A 21796-nucleotide genomic window follows, 5' to 3' on the forward strand; every position below is an offset into this window, starting at 1 on the left:
ATGACTCAGCCACTTGATCAGATCAAAGAGAAAGTTGAACACCACTTGGCGTTTATTTACGACCAAGTCGAAGACGTTAACGATTACAGTGCTATAAGCGAACGCTTATTGGCCGCGATAGGATTAAGTGCTGAAAACCCACCGATCATCCCAGAGAGTTACCGCAACCTCTGGGATGAGTCAGATATTATGATGATCACCTATGGCGATAGTGTGATCCGCGAGAACGAGAAGCCGTTGGAAAGCCTTCGGTATTTTCTCGAAAAATACTGCGTTAATACGATCAATAAAGTGCATATTTTGCCTTTCTACCCGTATAGCTCAGACGATGGCTTTTCTGTAATTGATTATTCTACGGTAAATCAATCTCTGGGGGATTGGAGCGACATCAACGCCCTAGCCGATGAGTATGGCCTGATGTTCGATTTAGTCATCAATCATTGCTCCGCTCGGAGCCAATGGTTTCAAAACTTCATCAATGGTTCCGGTACCGGTAGTGACTATTTCTTTACCGCCAAACTGGATGATGATTTATCTAAAGTTGTACGCCCTAGAACCTCGCCGCTATTAAAAGAAACCAAGACTGCAGGCGGTTTAGAGCATGTATGGTGCACATTTTCACACGACCAAGTAGACTTTGATTTTCGCAATCCCGAAGTATTAATAGCCTTTGTAAAGATTATTCGTGATTACCTTGACCAAGGCGCGACAATTTTTCGCCTCGATGCGGTCGCTTTTTTGTGGAAGGTAGTTGGCAGTACATGTATCAACCTACCAGAAACGCATGAGACCATTCGGTTACTGCGTACATTGATCGAAAATGTCGCGCCCGATGCAATCATCATTACCGAGACCAATATACCTAACCGTGAAAATCTGACCTATTTTGGTAATGCCAACGAAGCGCACGCGATCTACAACTTCTCATTGCCTCCATTATTGGTTAATACGCTAGTCACGGGTGATTGTCGCTATTTGAAAGGCTGGCTGATGAGTATGCCGCCAGCGCAAAATGGTACGACATATTTTAACTTCATTGCCTCGCACGACGGTATTGGTCTGCGGCCTGCCGAAGGCTTGTTAACCGACAATGAAATTGCTTCGCTGGTACAGGCCATGCAAAACTTCGGTGGCCGCGTGAGCTGGCGCACATCGGATATGGGGCAACAAAAACCCTACGAGATAAACATTACTCTATTTGATGCCTTGCAAGGCACGATCAAAGGTCCGGACAAATATCAAATTGATCGCTTTATTTGTGCCCATGCGATTATGCTCGGCCTGGAAGGGATCCCCGGCATCTATATTCATAGTCTACTGGCGACTTCAAACGACTATGAAAAAGTAGAAAATACTGGACAAAACCGTTCGATCAACCGCCACCGTTGGGATCTTGAAAAGTTAGAAAAACAGCTGGATGATCCCACGAGTCAACACCACAAAGTACTTACTCGATTATCGCAGCTCATCCGTGTACGCAAGGCGCAACCGGCATTTCATCCCAATGCCACACAGTTTACGTTGCAACTGGGGGATTCACTGTTCGGGTATTGGCGCCAAAGCGCTGACCGCCAGCAAAGCATTTTCTGTATCTCGAATGTCGCAGATGAGGCTCAAACAATTACGTTGTCTGACATCAACCTTATTGGCACAGATTGCTGGCTGGATTTAATCACCGGTGAGCAAATCAACGTTGCCGACGTGGTTCTAAATTTAGCACCGTATCAAACAGTTTGGATCAGTAATCGCGAGGAATAGCGACTGACGTTATCCACGCACACTCAACTGGCTACGCACTTCCATTAAAGCGAAACCAAGAAGATTTTCACCTTTCCAACGATTGGGATTTTCTGCATGTGGATCATCTGCAGACAACCCAATTCCCCAAATTTTATCTACTGGACTGGCCTCAACAATTACTCGGTCTCTAGTATTTAATAAAAAACGCTTGAGTTCTTCGTTTTGGCCAAACTTTGCAAAGTTTGCGCGAACGACAATATCAAATCGGTGCTCAACCCATTTTTCATGATCAAACCCTTTAACCTCTCGTCCAAACGCCTTAGCCTGCCCTGGATTGTTAGCTGCTAATATGGCCATTTCAGCGTTTGTGTCTCGAAACAATCTTGCCTTTTCTGCCATCATGAAGTGTTCCGCTGTGGTATAGCGTACTCGCTCGATCTTAAATGCGCTTTCATACCACTGAGAGAAACACGTTTTTGATACACCACTCTTAGGCTTCTTGTGGCCCCAAAAGAATACAAATTTGGGTTGATTGCCATTGTTCACGTAGTCTTGTAGCTCTTTTCTCGTGCGAACCGTCATTTTTATTCCTTACGCCCTGCTAGCCGATAGACTAAGGACTTGAAAATGAAATGTCTGGACAAATACTTTCACTTTAATCCAAACGAAGTCAAAAGCGTCTTGAGAACTCTATATATCATTATCCTTGCACTATTTTTAAGTAGTATTCATCATCAGCCAGCCCGGGCAAATACACCGGAGCTACACTTAGAGCACAGTGAAGTCTTAGAAATCGTTCAAGGTATTTCTCTTGCCTTCGACACCCATTATATCGAACCTGATAAGGCCAAAAACGTAAAACAAACACTTCAAAGTATGCTTGTCACAGGAGATTTCGATCAGGCATTTGAGTTCTATAGGCTCAAGACTTTACTCGAATCAACCGTCATCAAGATCACAAGCGATAGTAATTTCAAGCTGGTGCGCAGAACCAACCTTTCACAACAAAACGCGATTGATAGCGAAGAGCATTTGAGCAACGCACAAACACAGGTTCTAGAGCCAAACATTGGATACATAGCGTTAAGTGGTGACTTTGTGCACGATGCACGTGAAGAGTTAGTTGCCGCGCTTAATCAAATGTCCGATACCGATGCATTGATCATAGACATTCGAGATGCAGGCCTTGGCTCCGTGGATTTGAGTCAATTGATAATCAGTTACTTTAACGAGCCAAATACGCTGTTAGGACACATTTACGCTGGGCGCAAAACGCCAGTCCCACTGGTTTCGTATGACATTTCAGAGTTGCAATTCCAAATGCCTGTTTTTATCCTAACCTCCTCCTTTGTTGCAGGCCCTTGGGAGTTTCTTGCCTACACCCTCAAGCATCTTGAGAAAGCTACCATAGTGGGTGAAGACACTATCGGTTTAGGTATGTTAACCAGTCCAATACCCGTTAGTAAGCACGCAAGTGTGCTTATCTCTACTGGTATAATTAAACTCAACGCAACAGATGATAGCTGGCACCGTTCGGGTGTCATTGCAGACTACCAGACGTCAGCAGATGCTAGCTTTGAACACGCTTATCAACTCGCCCAAAAGCTTGATTGAATTAACTGTCACAACGTTAACTGCGTTTTTTATTGATTTTAAAACTCTGTACTAGGTTGAGCTAAACCTATTTTGTCGATAGGCTAATGACAGGTCAATTAATGCTATGGATGGTTGATGATTCTACGTCTTTTACCACACTGTATTTGCTGCACATACATTCTGTTGTCTTCCCTTTCCTCAGTCGCTGAATGTCTGATCTTGCAAGACGTTGCTGCGATAACCATAGCTTTTCATGCAACTGCTGATGATTTTTAACATTTCACTTAAAAAGCTCGTAACAGACCATGCTGAAGCGATTGGCTTTATTGCAATTGTTATCGCTTATTTTGCATACTCGCAGTATCAACAAACGCTAAAATATGAAGTTTTTGACAACCCGCGTAAAAGTGACTTTTATTATGTCGATTACTTAGCAATAGACAAATCATCAGATCGTCGTTTTAGGTATATTCCGCTGAAAGTATTATCTGTTGAGCCCAATGGCATCAGGTTTAAAGTCGGAAACATTGCGCATACAACCCCAGTTTCACCTCGCGAACATGCCAAGTTAGACAGAGCGGTATTGCTTAGAAATTACTTCAAGCAGCACGAATTGTTTTTAAGTTTTACCGACATTGAACATTTAATCAGTTCAAACGCAATTTATGATGCAAGGCGGCCCGAAAATATCTACATCGATGGTTGGATAGTTTTGCATAAGCACGAAATGTACATTGACGGGTAATTGGGAACGGATCTTCATTGGCAAATCTCGACCTCCCCTGCACTTTCAGTTAGACTGCGCGGCCTTGAACTTTGGTACGAGCATTGTCGGTGACTACGGTAAACAACACGTCTTTTAGAGGTGAATTGCACCAGCTAACTAGCTTGGCGTGGCCGCTATTGATCGCCCAGTTAACCCAAATGCTAATGGGCGTTTCCGACACCATCATGGCTGGACGCTATTCTGCAACCGATATGGCGGCGGTAGCCGTTGGCTTTAGTATTACCACACCGATCTTGATGTTTATTCAGGGCATCGCATTGGCAATTCCGCCTATTGTTTCGCGCTTACTCGGCGCTGGTGATACCGGTAAAATCGCCAAGGCTACACAGCAAGCGATGTGGACCCTACTCGCTTTCAGTGGCTTGGTTTACTTATTCTTGTTGGTACTTGATCCGTTTTTACAGTGGTTCCCAATGGCACCTGAGTTGCGGTCAATTACCACTGAATACATCACCTTCGTACTCTATGCTGCGCCAGCGTTCGCTTTGTATCAAGGCGCGCGGAACTTCTGTGAGGGTATGAACCAAACCCGGCCAACTATGCTAATTACCTTCTTCGGTTTGGCTGTGAATATTCCTGCCAACTATGTATTTATTTATGGTGAATTTGGTGTACCCGCAATGGGTGGTGCCGGCTGTGGTGTTGCCACAGCGTTGGTATTTGTAATGATGAGCATTGCGACATTGTGTTATGCCAACTTTGCTCCTTCACTGCGCAAGCTCGGACTTTTTGCTCAGCTTTGTCTTCCTGAATGGCAAGCGATCAAAACCACCTTGCACTTGGGCTTACCTATCGCAATGACGATTCTTTTCGAGGTCACTTTATTCTCGGCTGTCGCTCTGCTACTTGCCCAGTTTGGCGCTATTCCAGTCGCAGCCCATCAGATCGCACTTAACTTCAGTTCACTGATGTTTATGTTTCCGTTGAGTATCGGTATGGCAGTAGCTATTCGGATATCATTTTTGATCGGCCAGCAACGACCTGATGCTGCACAACTAGCTTTGCGCTCAGCATTGTTTTTGGGGTTGTCGATTGCGGCTATCACAGCAACAGCCACTATCTTAGCAAGAAGCCTTATCCCCGCGCTTTACACCACTGACATCAGCGTAGTTGATTACGCGATCGAACTGCTATTTTTAGCTGCACTGTTTCAGTTTTCTGATGCGGTTCAGGCGATTTCCGCCAATGCATTACGCGGTTATAAAGACACCACAGCAATGTTTTTAATCACCTTTACCGCGTATTGGCTGATTGGATTACCGACCGGCATAATGCTGGCGATGACAGACTGGTTAGTCCCAGCCATGGAGGCTCGCGGATTTTGGGTTGGCTTTATAGTTGGTTTAAGCGCGGCAGCTGTAATGCTGGGGATCCGCGTGCGAATTATCCAGCGCCGGATCCGCGCGCAACTTTAGTTGAATTCGCTACCGCTCGATTGAGTTCGGTTAACTCTTCGGTTGTTAGGTGTCGCCATTTTCCCGGTGCTAAGCCTTTTAAACCAATATGCATAATGCGCTTGCGTACCAGTTTGGTAACCTCATAACCTAAGTACTCACACATTCGGCGAATTTGACGGTTTAGGCCCTGGGTTAGCACGATCTCAAAGGTAAATTGACTCACACCAGTGACCTTACAGGGCTTGGTTACCGTGTTAAGGATCGGCACACCACCTGCCATGCGCTTGATAAAGCGCGGATTAATGGGTTTATTCACGGTAACTCGATACAACTTTTCATGTGCATTTTCCGCGCGTAAGATCTTATTCACTATATCACCATCACTGGTGAGTAATATCAGGCCTTCTGAAGGTTTATCGAGCCGCCCGATTGGGAAAATACGCTGTTTGTATTTGATAGCATCAATAATATTGCCGCGAACCTTGCGCTCGGTGGTACAGGTAATGCCAACGGGCTTATGGTAGGCAATATACACCCGATCGCTCTTGTCTTGCTTAACTGCCGCGATGGGTTTGCCATCAACAGTGACTTGATCTCCTTCGCCGACTTTACTACCCAGCTCTGGAACCTTACCGTTTAACCGAACACGACCGGCATCGATCAATGCATCGGCTTCACGACGAGAGCAGAATCCCGAATCACTTATAAACTTATTGAGGCGCTTAGCAGTCAATGCAAAACCTAAGGTGCAAATACAATTGGGTGCGATTTTGCGCGACACTCGGCGATTGGTCAAATGCATTATGTATTAGCGATCACTTTCACTCGCTGCTAGACTTAACGCATACATTTTTATAAATGCATCCATTTATGTCTATTTCGACAGAACCACTCGCCCTCTCTTTAGCGATATTCTATAGCTTCGTGGCTTTTTACTATGCGGTTTTTATTGGCCGCCACCAGCGCAAATACGGCGAGTGTTCAGCGGTGCATATGGGGACAAAGTTCTCGTTACACTGGTGGAATCACCTAACCTTTAGAGTATTTAGAATAATAATCTGGAGCGTTTGTGTATTGCGCTTGTTTGTTCCATCCGTTGATAATTATCTTGGGCTATTCACCTGGACAGCCCCAGGTGTTGCTTGGGTTGGTTTTGCCATGCTGAGCTTGGGCTTCGCATTAGCCATAGCCACGCATCACCAAATGCTAGAGCACTGGCGCAGCGGTATCGATAGTGATTATCGCGGGGAGTTAGTCACTCAAGGCCTGTTTGCCTTTACTCGAAATCCTGCATTTATCGGTGTGGCTATTGCTCAGATCGGCTTTTTCTTGGCGCTGCCTAGCGTTTTCTCCTTTATTTGTATGCTAGTAGGCTTAACCGCATTGCGCATTCAAACCTACTTGGAAGAGAACCATTTGAACTTAAAATTTGGCAACGAATACACGTTGTACTGTCAATCTGTGCCTCGTTGGTTGTAGCTCGATAAGGGTCGACCATCTACCGATACTACTACAGACTGTTTTACCTCTTGGTTTTCTTGCTCACGCTGCGAATCTAACTTCCACGCATCGCCTATACGCTCAATATCTGGATCAACGAAATCTTGCTGCTCCCACACGTAGGGTTTTTCCACCAACTTAGGATCGCGTTTGTGCCACAATACTGCCGCCAACACGCCAGCCATGCCGCCAAAGAAATGATACTCATAGGAAATCCCCGGCTCGCGCGGAAATATCGTCATGATCATGCCGCCATACATAAAAAACGCAATCATCATAAGCACCACAGAGCGCTTATCACGCCGGAATATACTCACCGTAAACAAAAAGAAAAATAGCCCGTGGGTTAAACCACTTGCACCAAGGTGCGTGGCTTGTCGCGCAAATAACCATACGCCGATCCCAGATAGCAGCCAAACTAACACTAACACTCTGCGCCTAGAATTTGGATAGCCGTACCAGAGCATACTCAGCAAAATGATCAGTGGTAAGGTGTTGTTGAATAAGTGCTCGTAACTACCATGCACTATGGTGCCTGTGATAATTCCGTAGATTTGCGATACGTCGTGAGGAACAACACCTAGGGCGTGCTGATTCAGGCCAAATAGCACAACTGCAGAGTGAATCACCCACAGTAATGCCGTAAAGGCTACCGCTAGCATAATTGATTTTTGCATAACACCCTCTGTCTCTATCGCTTACCTCTTGTATCTTGGTCCATAAGACCCAGATACAAGAGGTAAGCTTACAATAGCATTAGCGGTTTGCTGACTGAGTTAGAACAAAACTCTCTAAGGACTAGGGCGTGTTGATCTTTGCGGTACAATTTTGCAGCAGTAAGACTACAATTTAGACAAGGATGAATGCGCGCAGTGTAGTTATTCTACATAAGCGCATGAAGACGCTGTATAAATTGTAGTATTGCGCTGCCCATTGGGTTAGGTTAAGTGGCTTGGGGCCTTTGTCACTCCTCATTCACTTAGAATAACTAAGCTTCATTCATCGTTTCGCGGCCGCAAGCCACTTAATTGAACAAAATTCGTACCGCAAAGATCAACACGCCCTAGCTCTTGGTTTTTAAAAAAGCGGCTAGTTCTGTGCGAGTATCAATGTCGATAGCCGCCTGAGGCAAGTCGATGGTGCTTACACTTGCTTTGCCATTTAGAATTTGTCGAGCGCCCTTGTCGCCACTACAGGCAAGTAACTGCGTAAAGTATTTACGTGGAAAAATAGCAGGAACACTGTTTACTGACGGCAACTTAGCGCAAACGATGGATTCAGGTAGCTGCACAGCCTTACTAAGCAACAATTCAAGGTGATGGCTGGTAACACTTATTTGATCAGCAAGCACAATCAATAGGTGGCTGCAATTTGCTGGGCACGCATGCACCGCTTGATGTAACGAAGCACTTAAACCATCTTGCCATTTATCGACTTGGATTATATTGAAATCGGCTGGCACGGTGCTCGCGATTTCATCAAAATATGCGCCTAAACACACTTGCATATGCGCCACATTGAGCTGGCGCACCTGTGATAGTACTTGCGACAACATGGTGCACTGCCCGACCATTGCCAGTTGCTTAATACCATCGAATCGGCTTGACTCACCTGCTGCTAATACAGCTACGGAAGTTTTCATGTAGTGCCCAAGATCTGGCTGATCGATTGGCCATCCTGCTGATTTAACCAAGCGTGTATCTCTGCCAACATAGCCAGCGCAAGGGATTCAGGTAAATCGCCGCCTAACCGCAAACCAATTGGATTAGCGAGTCGCCCCTGTAGCGCTGCTAAACCAATACCAGCGTTATCCAATACGCGTTCAGTCCGATGCCCAGGCCCAAGCAATCCGATATAACCAATATGTGCTGCTGTTGGCAGCAGGGTTAACTGCAAAGCTTGCGCATCGAGCTCAACACTGTGGTGCATAACAATAACTGCTGACACTTTGGCTAGATGCTCGTGGTCGGCAAGTGCTAAGGGCGCGAGATTGCTGCCGCGCTGCGCATTTACAAAATCACTGCGGCGCGCGTATCGCGGGCGTGGGTCATTCACCCACATTTTCCAACCTAATTGGTGTCCCATGCTGACCACAGGTACGGCGTCTACCCCACCACCTAATACCAACACTGTTGGTGCTGGCTTAATGGCAAAGCTCAACCAATCAGGTTGCTGTAATTCAGTATCGCTCCAAACGCCCTGAGGTTGTTCATCATTGATCGGTTGCGCGAAAAAGCCACTTTGGTCTTGCTCCAGTGCCCGATACACAAGATCGAGTTGCAAATAATCGTTGTCGGCGTTTACCGGCTGCAACAACAAGTCGACCTTGCCACCACAGCCAATCCCCAAGTTCCAAGCTAAGTCGCCCTCTTCACGCATGTCATAGGTAATGCGCTTGCTCGTGCCTAATTGCCAGCACTGTCGCGCATGTTTGAGCACATCGCTTTCTAAACAGCCACCACTGACTAAGCCAAATTGCTCACCGCTATCATTAAATAGCATCATTGCGCCAGGCCTGCGATAACTCGAACCTTCAGTACCTATTACCGTTACTAACACCCAATTAAGCGTATCGCGCTCGGCATGCCAGATGCGCAGCAATGTTTCTAGTTGATTATTCAAGACCATCACTCACTGTTTTTGGCTTAGCGCTTTAATGCCCTCAGACAGGCCTTCTAAGGTCAATGGATACATGCGATCCGACATGAGCTCCTTCAGAATTTGAATGGAGGCGTAATAGCCCCAATACTGCTTACCCTGCGGATTAAGCCAAATACAATGACTAAAATGGTTGTTTAACCGTGTTAACCAATCAGCACCTGACTCTTCATTCCAATGTTCGATACTGCCGCCAGGATAAGTGATTTCGTATGGCCCCATTGTGGCATCACCGACAAAAATCACTTTATAGTCGCGGCCGTATTTATGCATGATTTCCCACAAACTCATGCGTTCTTTATCGCGCCGCGCATTGTCTTTCCATACGTCTTCGTACACGCAATTGTGAAAGTAAAAGTATTCTAAGTGCTTAAATTCTGAATGAACTGCTGAGAACAGTTCCTGACACTGTTTTATGTAAGCGTCCATGGAACCACCAACGTCAAAGAACATTAAAACCTTCACGGCATTGTGTCTTTCCGGCGTCATATGGATATCTAACAGTCCACCATTTTTAGCTGTAGCACCAATCGTTTCATTGACGTCCAATTCCTCGCTGGCTCCGGTACGCGCGAACTTGCGCAGTTTCCTGAGCGCCATTTTAAGGTTACGCGTACCCAGTTCGACGTCACTGGAGAAGTTTTGGAACTCGCGTTTTTCCCAAATCTTGACTGCCGAGAAGTTACGGTTCTGTTTTTGACCAATACGAATACCCTCTGGGTTGTAACCCTCTGCACCAAAGGGTGAAGTACCACCGGTACCAATCCATTTGTTACCGCCTTGGTGACGTTTCTCCTGCTCGGCTAGACGCTCTTGCAGAGTTTCCATCAATTTGTCTAAACCACCGAGCGCTTGGATCTTGGCTTTTTCTTCGTCGCTTAAATATTTGCTAATCGCATTATTTAACCAATCTTGCGGAATACTTGATTCAAACAAATCGATACTTTCAACGCCTTTGAAGTATTCGGCGAAAGCCCGGTCGAACTTATCAAATTGGCTTTCGTCTTTAACCATGATCATACGGGCGAGATAGTAAAAACTGTCGAGATCGGCATACACAACATGTTGCTCTAGCGCACCAATAAGGTCGAGCAGCTCGCGCAGACTGACGTTAAGGCGATGCTTTTTGAGGGTGAAAAAGAAATCGACTAACACTAGCGGCGCGCCATAAACACCAGTTTTTCGAACAAGTGAATATCCTGTTCATTTTTAAGCAGAGCCCCATACAGCGGAGGAATTGATGTCTTGCCATCTTTGTTGTGTAGTGTTTCTGCAGGGATATCTTCAGCGACAAGTAATTTTAACCAGTCGAGCAATTCCGAGGTCGAAGGCTTTTTCTTTAATCCCGGCACTTCACGCAAATCAAAGAAGGCCTTCAAGGCTTCGTCGACTAAACGCTGTTTTATGTCTGGGTAATGCACATTGATAATACTGCGCATCTCATCAGCCGATGGGAACTGAATGTAATGGAAGAAACAACGACGCAAAAACGCATCCGGCAACTCTTTTTCGTTGTTAGAAGTGATGATCACAATGGGACGTTGCGTCGCTTTGACCAACTCCTGAGTCTCATAAACGAAGAATTCCATTTTATCGAGTTCGAGCAACAAATCGTTAGGAAATTCAATATCGGCTTTGTCAATTTCATCGATTAAAAGCACCGGGCGCTTGTCAGCTGTAAACGCCTGCCAAAGCTTGCCTTGCACAATGTAGTTTTTAATATCGTGTACTTTCTCATCGCCCAGTTGCGAATCCCGCAATCGCGATACCGCATCGTACTCGTACAAGCCTTGTTGGGCTTTCGTGGTTGACTTAATGTGCCATTGGATCAAGTCTGTGCCTAAACTCGCTGCGAGTTGTTCAGCTAACATGGTTTTTCCGGTACCAGGCTCGCCTTTTACTAACAGCGGCTTTTCCAAAGTGATCGCGGCGTTAACCGCCAATTGTAGCTCCTTGGTTGCAATATAATCTTGGGTACCGGTGAATGCCATTGAGTGCCTCTTAGTTACTTCAGTTTTTTTGAATTTTCTATATCTTATAGCAAAAAAGCCCGTAGGATTTTTGGCCATCATACCAATCATATGGTTATTATGTTACGCAAAGTGTTAATGGCTTGTTCACTTTTATCGTGGATATCCGTTAATACACCGACAGATAAGACAGAACAAAAGGTAAATCCATGAAAGTCTATGACGATAATTCTTTAGCTATTGGTAATACTCCCCTAGTGAAATTAAACCGCGTTACCAGCGGCAACGTCTACGCCAAAATCGAAGCTCGTAACCCAAGTTTCAGTGTTAAGTGCCGTATTGGTGCTAACATGATTTGGGATGCTGAAAAGCGCGGTGTATTAACCAAAGACAAAGAATTGATCGAAGCAACCAGTGGTAACACTGGTATCGCCTTAGCTTTTGTGGCTGCATCACGCGGTTACAAACTAACGCTAACTATGCCAAGCAGTATGTCTCTTGAACGTCGTAAGCTACTCAAAGCGCTTGGTGCAAACCTGGTACTCACCGAAGCGCCTAAAGGTATGAAAGGCGCTGTTGCGGCTGCCCAAGAGATCGTTGATTCAAATCCCGATAAATACGTATTACTGCAACAGTTCGACAACCCTGCCAACCCAGAGATCCATGAAAAAACCACGGGGCCTGAAATTTGGGCAGATACGGATGGCGCAATTGATGCATTCGTTGCCGGCGTTGGAACTGGCGGCACAATCACGGGTGTTAGCCGTTATATCAAAAACACCAAGGGCAAAGCGATTACATCGGTAGCGGTTGAGCCAACAGATTCGCCTGTAATCACTCAGGCGAAAGCCGGTGAAGAACTAACACCTGGACCACATAAGATCCAAGGTATCGGAGCAGGCTTTATCCCAGGTAACCTCGATTTAGACCTTATCGATGAAGTTGAGCAAGTCTCTAATGAAGAGTGCATGGAAATGGCCCACAAGCTCATGCAAGAAGAAGGTATCTTGGCCGGTATTTCTTCTGGCGCGGCAGTAGTAGCAGCGAAGCGCTACGCTGAAAGACCTGAGAATAAAGACAAGATCGTTGTTGTGCTGCTAGCCAGTGGTACTGAGCGTTACTTGAGTAGCCCGCTGTTTGCAGGCCAATTCAGCGATGCGGAAGAAGTACAATAATAGGCACTATTTTTTCGCTAAATACGCGTCATTAACGTATTTTTTAAAAGGAAGGCTGACACCTTCCTTTTTTTGTGTCTACAATAGGAGTTGGAAGTTATTGTACTGAGAATTGTTGATGAAACATTGGTTTAGCGCGGGATTGCTGTTACTCGTTCTATTAACAACTGCCTGTAGCGATGTAAAAGACGGCCAAGGTGTTGGCAAATACGGCATGATGGCCGAAAACACGCCTGAGTATACTGCCGTTAGATTTATGCAGGTTATCTATCACGAAGATAGCCTTGATGAGGCCCTCGAACTCAGCTCCGAACGCATGGCTCGCCTACTCAACAATTACCACACTAACCGCAACGTTCAACGCTATGTTATTAGCCAACTATACGACGAAGTCGAAATAAGTCCCGACAGTGGTGACACTGTTGGTCGAACAGAGTTTGCTGATAAAGCCCAGCTCACTCTGTTGTTCACCGGTTTTTATGATGAAGACAAAATCATCGAATTACGCAAAGTATCACTAGTTAAAGAAAGCGGCGATTGGAAAGTCGATAAGGTTGAAGTTTATCCCTATTGACGTTGGTTTGTTTTTTATAACCGCCAGCGACTTGTATTTATGCCAGAAAGGTGCAAACTTAACATTTAATTAACATCGTGCAATTAGGAGCAATCAATGAGCGACGATTTTCGTATCCCCCGCAGCCCCGATAATGATTATTCGGATGAATGGGCAGGCAAACGACGTGAGTTTTTAAAAGCGAAAACCGGCGCCGATTTGACCCACACGGGACAATACTCAATTGGTACCGATACGCTACCGGGTAACATCGAAAACTTTATCGGTGTAGTGCAAATGCCAGTAGGTGTTGCAGGTCCCGTACAGATCAACGGTGAACACGCCAACGGTCTGTTTTACGTGCCATTAGCAACTACTGAAGGTACATTAGTTGCCAGTTACAGCCGTGGTATGCGCGTCATCAATGAGTGTGGCGGTGTTAAAACCACGGTAGTAGAACAGTTCATGCAACGTGCGCCAGCGTTTATTTTCTCTGACGCACGCGAAGCACGTGAATTTGGTCAATGGGTTGACGACAACATGGAAGGTATTGCAGCGGCCGCTGAAAGCACCACAAGTGTTGGTAAGTTGATGCATATTCACCAATGGTCTGTCGCCCGTGTGCGTTACTTGCGATTTAACTACACCACAGGCGATGCGGCTGGTCAAAACATGGTAGGTAAAGCAACTCTTGCTGCTTGTGAGTGGATTAAAGCCACCTACCCTGGCAAGTGTTTATATCTGCTTTCCGGTAACATGGATACCGATAAGAAACACAGCCACTTAAACGTACTTCACAGTCGTGGCAAGCGCGTGATCGCAGAGATCGTGTTGAAAAAAGAAGTACTTGAACGCGTGATGAAGGTTGATACGAAAACCCTCGCCAAAGCTTCGGTGCTAGCGAACACCGGTGCGATGATGGCCGGTGCTGCGTACAATGGTCCACACAGTGCTAATGGTATCGCTTCACTATTTATTGCGACCGGTCAAGACGAAGCTAACGTTGTAGAGTCACATGCAGGTTTACTCTCGCATGAACTGCTGGATAATGGCGATTTCTATATGGCCGTTACTTTACCTTCATTGATTTGTGCAACCTACGGCGGTGGTACAGGTCTACCAACGCAAAGAGAGTGTCTAGAACTTCTAGGCTGCGTGGGTAAAGGTAAAGCCAACAAACTGGCTGAGATAGTCGCCGCCACTGTGCTTGCGGGTGATATTTCACTCGCTTGCGCAGTAATTGCCGGCCACTGGGTATCAAGTCACGACAAGTACGGTCGTAACCGCAGCTAAAGCCTGTGCAACGTTCATTTTAAGCCGGCGTTTCGCCGGCTTTTTTGTGCTCTCGCGATATACGCCAGCATTTTTATTAAATTTATTTTCAACCGGTTTAAACTTTTCCTCTATCAGCTTCGACTTATGCAGTGATTGTTATTTCAGGTGATCACTACAATGAAGATAGAAGATACCAGCGCACAGGACGAAGTTCTGGTTAAACGCGCCAAACCCAATAAAGCCGTAATCATAACAGCCGCTGTGATTCTGACGCTTGGTTTGTTTTATTACGCAGCGCCTTCAGTACAGGCTTGGAGCACATCAGGCGCATCAGTTCCCTTTGAGCGTTTACGCATTGCCACTGTCACTCGCGGTGATCTGCAACGCGATCTATCAGTCCAGGGGCGCGTGGTAGCTGCAGTCAGCCCGACAGTCTATAGCCCTGCATCAGGCACAGTTACACTAAAGGTTGAAGCCGGTGACGACGTTAGTGTCGGTCAGGTTATTGCGGTCATTGACAGTCCAGAGCTCGATAACCGTCTAAGTCAAGAACAAGCGGTTTTAGAAGAAAATGAAACCGCCCTCGCCCGTCAACGCATCAGTGCCAAAAAGGCAATGCTGGAAAATCAAAAAGCGGTTGATATAGCCAATGTTGCATTGATTGCTGCAGATCGAGAGAAACGTCGTGCTGACAAAGCTTTTGAGAGTCAGTCTATAAGCTCGATTGATTTTGAGAAGGCGCAAGACGATCTACAAAATGCCCAACTCGTCTATGAACATGCGGTTAAAGACGCCGAGTTGGATGCTGAGAGTTTAGCCTTTGAGATCCGTAGCCGCGAGCTGCAAGTGGAGCGCCAACGTTTACTCGTCAGTGACTTACAACGTCAAGTGAATGAGTTACAAGTGATCTCGCCAGTGAATGGCATTATCGGCAATCTTGCCGTAGAGCAGAAAAATCAGGTCATCGAGAACCAAGTTTTACTCAGTGTAGTCGACCTCTCTGAGTTTGAGCTTGAAGTCGATATTCCCGAAAGTTACGCCGACGACCTCGCGATTGGCATGCTAGCTAGCGTATCGATTAATGGCGTGTCGCATCCTGCGCAACTGGTAACTATTTCGCCTGAAATCGAAAACAATCAAGTTACCGGTCGGGTGCGATTCGCCGCCACTGATGACGCGGGAAATCCAGTAAACAAACCGCTAGGATTACGCCAGAACCAGCGCCTTACCACGCGTATATTGATGGAAAATAAGCCGAATGTATTGCTCGTACAACGCGGACAATTCCTCGAAACAGCCGCTGGTAGATTCGCGTACGTGATCACTGACAACACTGCGCAACGCACCGCTATTCGCACCGGCGCTCGGAGCTTATCAGCCGTCGAAATCATCGATGGATTAAACGAAGGTGATCAAATCATCATTTCATCTACTGATCAGTTTGACGGCGCTGACGCCGTGCTCATTACCCAATAACAGCAACAAAATACAAGGAACGCTCATGCTTACGATGCAATCGCTCACAAAAACATATGTTACCGACAATGTACAGACTCACGCGCTACGCGAATTTAATCTACAAGTAAACGAAGGTGACTTTGTTGCCGTAACAGGGCCGTCAGGTTCAGGTAAAACGACGTTTTTAAATATTGCCGGGTTACTTGAGACCTTTAACCAAGGTACCTACACCCTCGATGGGCAAAATGTCAGTGCGCTCAATGACAAACAACGCAGTAAAGTACGCAATGAAAAAATTGGTTTTATTTTTCAGAACTTTAATCTGATCCCAGATCTAAACCTCTATGACAATGTTGATGTTCCTTTGCGCTACCGCGGCTTTAACGCCCAAGAACGCAAACGCCGAATTGAACAAAGCCTAGAGCGTGTAGGATTAGCTAAGCGAATGCAACACCTGCCCTCACAACTATCCGGCGGTCAGCAACAACGAGTCGCGATTGCGCGAGCACTTGCTGGAGAACCGAGGTTTCTGCTTGCCGATGAGCCCACCGGTAACTTGGATACTAAGATGGCTCACTCAGTAATGGCCTTGCTAACAGAAATCAATCAAAACGGTACGACCATTGTCATGGTAACCCACGATCCAGAGTTAGCAGCTCAAACCCAGCGCAACATTTTCGTGCGTGATGGCAAAGTCAGCGAAACCACGCCTGAACTAGTCGTCACCGATAAAATCGCAGTGTAGTGTCCGGAGTATCGATCATGTTTGGTTATTACTTACGGCTTGGTTTTGCCAGTATCAAAAAGAACTACATTTTAAGTTTGCTTATGGTTGTCGCCATAGCCTTAGGCATTGGTGCGAGCGTTTCGGTCGTGACGGTAAACTATTTAATGTCATCCAATCCGATCCCGCACAAAAGTGACCAACTGTACTACGTGCAACTCGATAGTTGGAGCCCGCACGAACCGGCGCGCGAACCAAACGATCCGCCCGATCAAATTACGTGGCGTGATGCAACCAACTTAATGGCCGCTGGCGCTGCATTTAGACAAACAGCATCCGCGAGCTCTGGTGCAGTTATTGAACCTAATGACGCCGATGTACGTCCATTTATGGCCAGTATCCGCCTAAACTTTGCAGATTTCTTTGCCATGTTCGACACCCCCTTTCTTTACGGCTCAGGTTGGACTGACGCTGAAGATCAAGCGCGTCGCCCGGTTGTTGTGCTATCAAAGGAGATTAATGATCGCGTGTTTGGTGGCGAAAACTCAGTCGGACGCTCAATTCAAATCGCGGCCACAGAGTTCCAAGTGGTTGGCGTAATGGACACGTGGCAACCCGTACCGAAGTTCTACGATGTGACCACTGGCGCATTTAATGATACCGAAGACGTTTACATGCCCTTCTACATGAAGCAAGAACTCCAGCTAAGCAACGGCGGTAATACCAATTGTTGGAAGTCACCGGAAGGCGAAGGCTTTGAGGCATTTTTAAACTCTGAATGTGTTAACTATCAATTTTGGGCTGAACTTCCTAGCGAAGCCGACAAAAATGCTTATATGACATTTCTCAATGGTTATGTTGAACAGCAAAAGGAACTCGGGCGCTTTGAACGACCATTGAACAATCGTTTGTCGAATGTAATGGAATGGCTCGAATACGAAGAAGTTGTGGCTGACGATGCACAGATCATGCTCTGGGTCGCCTTTATGTTCTTATTCGTATGTTTGGTGAATACGGTTGGGTTACTCCTGTCTAAATTTAGCCGTAAAGCCCCTGAAATAGCGCTCCGTCGTGCTATTGGTGCGTCAAAACAAGATATTTTCTATCAACATATCGTTGAAACTGCATGCATAGGTTTATTGGGCGGTGTCTTGGGCTTAGTTTTATCCCTCGCCGGCTTGGAAGGCATTAAATTGTTGTATGGCGATTTTATGCAAAACCTCGTGAAACTCGATTTAACTATGGTTGGTTTTGCATTTGTTCTGGCGCTTATTAGCAGCATTCTAGCCGGACTCTACCCCACTTGGCGTGCCTGTGCAGTTGCACCAGCAGCACAGCTTAAAAGTTAAGGAGCCTCTCGTGAATTTATCCTATTTAGAACTTGGCCCCATGTGGCGTGCACTGATGCGCAATAAAGTGGGCGCATTGCTTATCGCTATTCAAATAGCTGTCACCATGACGATCGTGCTCAACAGTATTTCGATTGTGGTTGAGCGCGACAAAATGATGCAGCGCGCCAGTGGCTTAGATGAGCAAAACACGTTTTACCTCACCAGCACAGGCTACACCAGTGATTTTAATGCACAGAACACTGTCACTGAAGATTTGCTGGCGATCCGTGCCATTCCAGGTGTGGTAGATGCTATTCAGCTAAACGCCATCCCTATCAGTGGTGGCGGTTGGTCGATGTCATTGGCGACTGAAGCAGGCCCCGATGTCGAAGGTACTGGTACCGCCGTCTATATGGTTGATGAACATGGCTTGGAGACACTCGACCTAGATCTTATTGCAGGTCGCAACTTCACAGCTAATGAGATTCGCTGGCGCCAAGCGGCTCAGCCGGACTGGCCAGAAACAGTGATTATCACCGAAGCACTCGCGTTAACGATTTTTGACAACGTCGATGCCGCGGTTGGCCAAACGGTTTACATAGGCAACGATGAGCCCATGACTATCATCGGTGTAATTGATCAGTTACAGGCTCCTTGGGTCGGCTGGAATAACCTTGAGCACTCTATGCTATCACCGGAAAATATGGCGTTTAATTCCACGCGTTATTTAATCCGTACCGAAGATGGAGAGCGCGATCGGTTAATGCCGATAGTCGAAGAGATGTTAGCTGCGCGCACGTCCGGACGCATCATCCGTAATATGGATACGCTAACCGCCACACGTGATCGCAGCTACCGACAACACAATGCCATGATCAAAATACTGTTAACCGTGATTGTATGTTTAACCCTAATTACCGCTCTGGGTATTGTTGGTTTAGCGAGCTTCAGTGTACAAAAACGCATTAAGCAAATTGGTACGAAGCGAGCGCTGGGAGCTAGCCAAGCAAGTGTCATGCGCTATTTCATGCTTGAAAACGGTATGATAAGTACTGTGGGTCTTGTGCTCGGAACCGGCTTAACCATTGGCTTAAACATGTTATTGGTAAATTGGTTCAACTTAACGCCGCTTGATTGGATGTACATCCCAATTGGTGTTATCAGTTTACTTATTGTTGGACAAATTGCTGTGTTAGGGCCTGCACGTCGCGCCGCGAATATTGCACCAGCCACAGCAACACGCACGCTTTAATCGCGCGGTATCAGCACACTTGGCGCAATCGCATTGTATAAACTGGGTTTATCAATCGGTTGCGCAATTATATTTTGCGGTAAGCGAGGCGTTAACAATGGGTCAAACAATTGTGTATTGGTCTCGCGATAATCAAGCCACTGGTGCAAGGTATCATCATCTTGGTTAAGCATTAACGGGCTGGCTTTTTGATGATATGACGCAATTTTAGGGTGCGCTGGCGTGGTAATAATTGAAAAACTATATACGCTACCGGGCTGCCATACTCGATACAAACCACCAAGTGCAATGCACTTATCCGGTTCGGCCAGAAAGTCGGTATACTGCATCGTGCCGTCGGCTACTTTTTGACTCTCGCCAAACCCCTTCACTAGTACCACACAACGTTGTTTTCGATAACTTTGGTAACCAGCGCTGCGCGGTACATTGAGTTTGTCATAACGGGTATTAAATGACGTGTACCTAGACGGTTTAAAACCAACTACATTGTCTTCACCCACACACTTATCGAGTAACAACCACCACGTTGCGGGCACTCTGCGAAGGCCTTTTTCATCGTTAATTAATATTTCGACCGTTTGGGTAGCGCGAATAAAGCGTCCTTGGTGCACATTTTGATGCGCCCTCAAGTCAAGTCCTAGTTGCTCACAAAGTTCGAATACTGAGGTGTCATCTAATACGTTAAGGCGTCCACACATAGAGGTAAACACAGGCTTGCTATTACATGCGCTACACCCTAACGCGTTTATTGCGTAGCGTAAATAACTACAAAATCATCCGATAATTCTATCTCAGCAGGAAGATAACCTACTGCATTGGGGTTTTTCTGGATATAAGCCAGTAATGCTTCAACCGTTTCAAACTCTTGGGGCGGTTTGTTGCGACCACTAAAGTGCATTTGCGCCCAATAGGATTGTACTCGCGATTCGGTTAAACCAAGGATCTTGGTATTGAAAATTAACCGAGCATCAGCACCGGGCTTTAGTGCTAATGGCTCGAGCTGTTGGGTACTCACGCCCCCCATAAATAAATTTTTTATTTCATTACGGGTTAGTTCAATGCCAGCATGTTTTTGATGCGTAATGACTACGATATTCTGGGTGTCAGCGTTAGCAGATACAGCTAACAACGCTTGCATGACAAGAGCCGCAAAAATACGCATTAAAACACCCACTCGACGGCAATTTGATAGAGTACTGCCTCACGATCAAAACTTGCATCATTTATGACGAAGAAACCACGCTCGTCTGGCTTTGTGTCCAACCAAGACACATCCGCTTTTAAAGCAACACTAGAGTTAAGATCATAGCGAACACCGACTGTAGCAGAATCCAACGTATCCAACGGCAAATTATCGATAAAAGTATCGTACTGAAAATGCAATGCATCCAGTTGAGGGTTAATACCAAGTGGCACTTCGTTTTCAATCGTATCGTATTCAGCAGAAGAGCTGGCATAAGTAAAATGCACTTGGAAAGGTGCAAGGTTCGCACCTACCGTTACATAGAAGCTATCTGTTTTCGGCACTAACAGCACATCTGAGGAAATGCGCATCCATTCGGTTGAAGCAAAATAGTCGACAGAATCGTAGTTTAAGCCACCCAACATAACCTCAACTCGGCCTTTTAACGCCAAAGAATCGGCTGACTCTTGAAAGCCCGCACTTCTCAATATATTTGCGAATTGATCGAATTCGGCAACAACAGTAGAAAAATCATTGGTACGAATATATGACGCATGCAATTGCACTGCATCATGTCTTGATTTAAATACAAAACCAGCCAAGGGATCAGCTTTGACTGGAACTATTAGACCGGCATAATTCTCAGTTTCATCAAACATCCCTAAGAACACTTCAAAATCGAAATTAAAACCCGAGTAATACTGTCTATAGGTAGCTGTCGCACCTTCATAGTTAGAAAACAAATACGCGCTATAGATCTGTTGAGGTGGAGTTATCCAGGGGTAGGCAAAACCCACGTCTAGGATATCACTATATTGAAAAATTGGTGTCCGCAACCTCCCTAACTTAAAACGCCAGTTTGGGCTCGGCTCATAACGCAAATACAACCACTCAACGCCAGAATCTCTACTGTCGCCTGAATGTGCCAATAGCTGTGCGGCTACCGATAGCTGCTCGTTAAACGAATATTCTGCTTGAACGCCTAACAAAGATTGTTCCGACAGACTCAGACTATCGTCATAACCTTCATAACTGGCCTTGGATTCATCAAGATAGCCGGCGACAACTCGGGCAAAACCCGAAACGTCAAAATTGTTGCTGTCGTCAGCCGCAATTGTCGTACTGCTAGCGAATAGTATCCCGGCAAGTACTAATTTTAACCTCTGCATAAGCACTCTCAAATCAGCATTGAATTAA

General features: G+C 46.0%; 22 protein-coding genes. 12 read left to right on the forward strand and 10 right to left on the reverse strand.

Annotation, left to right across the window (positions count from 1 at the left end):
• The gene (locus QTP81_RS10170) at window positions 1-1758 is read left to right on the forward strand and encodes a sugar phosphorylase (protein ID WP_289365249.1); all 1758 of its coding nucleotides are present in this window, start codon (window positions 1-3) and stop codon (window positions 1756-1758) included.
• Window positions 1759-1767: 9 nt separating this feature from the next.
• On the opposite strand, the gene ybiA is transcribed toward QTP81_RS10170, so the two are convergent.
• On the reverse strand, window positions 1768-2322 hold the full coding sequence (ybiA, locus tag QTP81_RS10175) for a riboflavin biosynthesis intermediates N-glycosidase (protein ID WP_289365251.1): 555 nt from the start codon (window positions 2320-2322) through the stop codon (window positions 1768-1770).
• A 45-nt stretch (window positions 2323-2367) separates the two neighbouring features.
• Between ybiA and QTP81_RS10180 the strand changes: the two genes are divergently transcribed.
• The 3 genes from QTP81_RS10180 (at window position 2368) to QTP81_RS10190 (ending at window position 5538) form a co-directional block, all read left to right on the forward strand.
• Window positions 2368-3354: a S41 family peptidase gene (locus QTP81_RS10180; protein ID WP_289365252.1), complete on the forward strand. Its 987-nt coding sequence runs from the start codon at window positions 2368-2370 to the stop codon at window positions 3352-3354.
• Between the two features lie 247 nt (window positions 3355-3601).
• Window positions 3602-4081 (forward strand): hypothetical protein, encoded by a 480-nt coding sequence (locus tag QTP81_RS10185; protein WP_289365253.1) that lies wholly within the window; start codon window positions 3602-3604, stop codon window positions 4079-4081.
• Window positions 4082-4170: 89 nt separating this feature from the next.
• Entirely contained in the window at window positions 4171-5538 is a 1368-nt protein-coding gene (locus tag QTP81_RS10190; protein ID WP_289365254.1) for an MATE family efflux transporter, read from the forward strand.
• Here QTP81_RS10190 and rluF read toward each other — a convergent pair.
• Entirely contained in the window at window positions 5507-6253 is a 747-nt protein-coding gene (gene rluF, locus QTP81_RS10195) for a 23S rRNA pseudouridine(2604) synthase RluF (RefSeq protein ID WP_289365255.1), read from the reverse strand. The genes QTP81_RS10190 and rluF overlap by 32 nt on opposite strands.
• A gap of 137 nt (window positions 6254-6390) precedes the next feature.
• Between rluF and QTP81_RS10200 the strand changes: the two genes are divergently transcribed.
• Entirely contained in the window at window positions 6391-6999 is a 609-nt protein-coding gene (locus QTP81_RS10200; RefSeq protein WP_289365256.1) for a methyltransferase family protein, read from the forward strand.
• Here the strand turns inward: QTP81_RS10200 and QTP81_RS10205 are convergent.
• The 5 genes from QTP81_RS10205 to QTP81_RS10225 form a co-directional block, all read right to left on the reverse strand.
• On the reverse strand, window positions 6975-7697 hold the full coding sequence (locus tag QTP81_RS10205; protein ID WP_289365258.1) for a rhomboid family intramembrane serine protease: 723 nt from the start codon (window positions 7695-7697) through the stop codon (window positions 6975-6977). The two genes, QTP81_RS10200 and QTP81_RS10205, sit on opposite strands and share 25 nt — an antisense overlap.
• Window positions 7698-8083: 386 nt before the next feature.
• A complete protein-coding gene (locus QTP81_RS10210; RefSeq protein WP_289365260.1) occupies window positions 8084-8662 on the reverse strand; it encodes a nucleotidyltransferase family protein in 579 nt (192 codons plus the stop codon).
• Window positions 8659-9642, reverse strand: a complete 984-nt coding sequence (locus QTP81_RS10215; protein WP_289365261.1) for an XdhC family protein — start codon at window positions 9640-9642, stop codon at window positions 8659-8661. Before QTP81_RS10215 ends, QTP81_RS10210 begins: the two co-directional genes overlap by 4 nt.
• Window positions 9643-9651: 9 nt before the next feature.
• Complete coding sequence (locus QTP81_RS10220; RefSeq protein ID WP_289365262.1) at window positions 9652-10833, reverse strand: vWA domain-containing protein; 1182 nt, start codon at window positions 10831-10833, stop codon at window positions 9652-9654.
• A complete protein-coding gene (locus QTP81_RS10225; RefSeq protein ID WP_289365263.1) occupies window positions 10833-11669 on the reverse strand; it encodes an AAA family ATPase in 837 nt (278 codons plus the stop codon). The genes QTP81_RS10220 and QTP81_RS10225 overlap by 1 nt, the downstream gene beginning before the upstream one ends.
• A gap of 188 nt (window positions 11670-11857) precedes the next feature.
• Between QTP81_RS10225 and cysK the strand changes: the two genes are divergently transcribed.
• The 7 genes from cysK (at window position 11858) to QTP81_RS10260 (ending at window position 19416) form a co-directional block, all read left to right on the forward strand.
• Window positions 11858-12823, forward strand: coding sequence for a cysteine synthase A (cysK, locus tag QTP81_RS10230; protein WP_289365264.1), 966 nt, complete (start codon window positions 11858-11860; stop codon window positions 12821-12823).
• Window positions 12824-12941: 118 nt separating this feature from the next.
• Entirely contained in the window at window positions 12942-13397 is a 456-nt protein-coding gene (locus QTP81_RS10235; RefSeq protein WP_289365265.1) for a hypothetical protein, read from the forward strand.
• Window positions 13398-13493: 96 nt separating this feature from the next.
• Window positions 13494-14669, forward strand: coding sequence for a hydroxymethylglutaryl-CoA reductase (locus tag QTP81_RS10240; protein ID WP_289365266.1), 1176 nt, complete (start codon window positions 13494-13496; stop codon window positions 14667-14669).
• Between the two features lie 159 nt (window positions 14670-14828).
• A complete protein-coding gene (locus QTP81_RS10245) occupies window positions 14829-16127 on the forward strand; it encodes an efflux RND transporter periplasmic adaptor subunit (RefSeq protein ID WP_289365268.1) in 1299 nt (432 codons plus the stop codon).
• Between the two features lie 25 nt (window positions 16128-16152).
• Window positions 16153-16854 carry an ABC transporter ATP-binding protein gene (locus QTP81_RS10250; protein WP_289365269.1) on the forward strand — a complete coding sequence of 234 codons (702 nt, stop codon included), beginning with the start codon at window positions 16153-16155 and terminating at the stop codon, window positions 16852-16854.
• A 17-nt stretch (window positions 16855-16871) separates the two neighbouring features.
• Window positions 16872-18182, forward strand: coding sequence for an ABC transporter permease (locus tag QTP81_RS10255; protein WP_289365270.1), 1311 nt, complete (start codon window positions 16872-16874; stop codon window positions 18180-18182).
• 40 nt (window positions 18183-18222) lie between these two features.
• Entirely contained in the window at window positions 18223-19416 is a 1194-nt protein-coding gene (locus QTP81_RS10260; RefSeq protein ID WP_434532979.1) for an ABC transporter permease, read from the forward strand.
• Here the strand turns inward: QTP81_RS10260 and QTP81_RS10265 are convergent.
• The 3 genes from QTP81_RS10265 to QTP81_RS10275 are packed head-to-tail and all read right to left on the reverse strand — an operon-like array spanning window position 19413 to window position 21768.
• Window positions 19413-20126 (reverse strand): SOS response-associated peptidase family protein, encoded by a 714-nt coding sequence (locus tag QTP81_RS10265; RefSeq protein ID WP_289365271.1) that lies wholly within the window; start codon window positions 20124-20126, stop codon window positions 19413-19415. The two genes, QTP81_RS10260 and QTP81_RS10265, sit on opposite strands and share 4 nt — an antisense overlap.
• Before the next feature lie 35 nt (window positions 20127-20161).
• Complete coding sequence (locus tag QTP81_RS10270; protein WP_289365272.1) at window positions 20162-20578, reverse strand: hypothetical protein; 417 nt, start codon at window positions 20576-20578, stop codon at window positions 20162-20164.
• On the reverse strand, window positions 20578-21768 hold the full coding sequence (locus QTP81_RS10275; protein WP_289365274.1) for a hypothetical protein: 1191 nt from the start codon (window positions 21766-21768) through the stop codon (window positions 20578-20580). Before QTP81_RS10275 ends, QTP81_RS10270 begins: the two co-directional genes overlap by 1 nt.
• Between the last annotated feature and the right edge of the window lie 28 nt (window positions 21769-21796).

Origin of the sequence: Neoalteromonas arenosi (assembly GCF_030362855.1) — a bacterium.
Lineage (GTDB): Bacteria > Pseudomonadota > Gammaproteobacteria > Enterobacterales > Alteromonadaceae > Alteromonas_E > Alteromonas_E arenosi.